The organism is Corynebacterium sp. KPL2680, assembly GCF_040225675.1.
Classification (GTDB): Bacteria; Actinomycetota; Actinomycetes; order Mycobacteriales; family Mycobacteriaceae; genus Corynebacterium; species Corynebacterium rhinophilum.
On the sequence record NZ_JBEHFM010000060.1, the window covers coordinates 1 to 960 of the forward strand.

A 960-nucleotide genomic window follows, 5' to 3' on the forward strand; every position below is an offset into this window, starting at 1 on the left:
TTCCCGATTGCTTCAATTGAATCCAGACGCGACGGTAGCCGTAGCTGAATTCGGAGTCTTTTACGATTTCGGTAATTTTTTCGGTCAGCTCCGCATACTTTGAAGGACTCTTCAAGGCTTTGAGCTGATAATAGAAGCTAGAAGACGATAGTCCGACAATGTCAAGCAGCAGTGAAATCGGAAAAGCAGACCGTAACGCATCGACCACAATAGTTTTGAATCTGTTACTGAGATTGGTTGGGTCGATGCTGTCGTCTTTTTTTATTTCTTCCAGCTCTTTTTCTAGCACGGCCTTTTCTGCTGATAGTCGCGCTGCCAGTTTCTTAAGCTGTGCCGCATCATCTGGAAGCGACTTCTCCAAGGCTTTGTGAGTTACGATGCCAGCTGACTGTTTGCGTTCAGTTGCGCTCATCAAGCCCCACTTTCCTTCCTCACGGAATCGTTGGGCCCAAGCATAGACGCTCATTTTCGAGTTCAGCGACAACTCGGCTGCAACGGCATCAGGAGACATACCGGAGTTGAAAAGCTCGACTGCTTTAAGCTTTGTCGTAAACGGGTAGCGTTTCAGCGTTGTCCGCCGAATAGGAGAAGATGGTGGTTCAGACCGCTGTCTAATCCAGAGGTGGAGCGTCCAACGGCCTGGGTAACCCAACTCGCGGACAGTCTTTGTGACAGATTGAGTCCTGTCGAATACCTCTAACGCCTTAAGTCGTTGCGCATTCGTGTATCGAATATTAGACATACGGAAAATCCTCCAAGATTTCGTCCGCATCCCCTTTTGTCGTTTAACCCCAAACTCCACGCCGCCCAGGGCACCACAAAAAAGAAAAGCCTCGAGAGACCATAGGAACGATGTCTCGAGACTTCACATTGTGCGCCCGGAGGTGTCCGAATTCATGACTTATTTGACAGTCTGTTCCTGGGTAAGTGGTCGTGATGGTTGACAGGTCAGTCGCGACA

General features: G+C 49.2%; 1 protein-coding gene. It reads right to left on the bottom strand.

Annotated elements, in window-relative coordinates:
- The coding region (locus ABRP66_RS11625) for a terminase gpP N-terminus-related DNA-binding protein (protein ID WP_502879919.1) at positions 1-742 on the bottom strand (742 nt) is incomplete at its 3' end.
- Positions 743-960 lie beyond the last annotated feature (218 nt).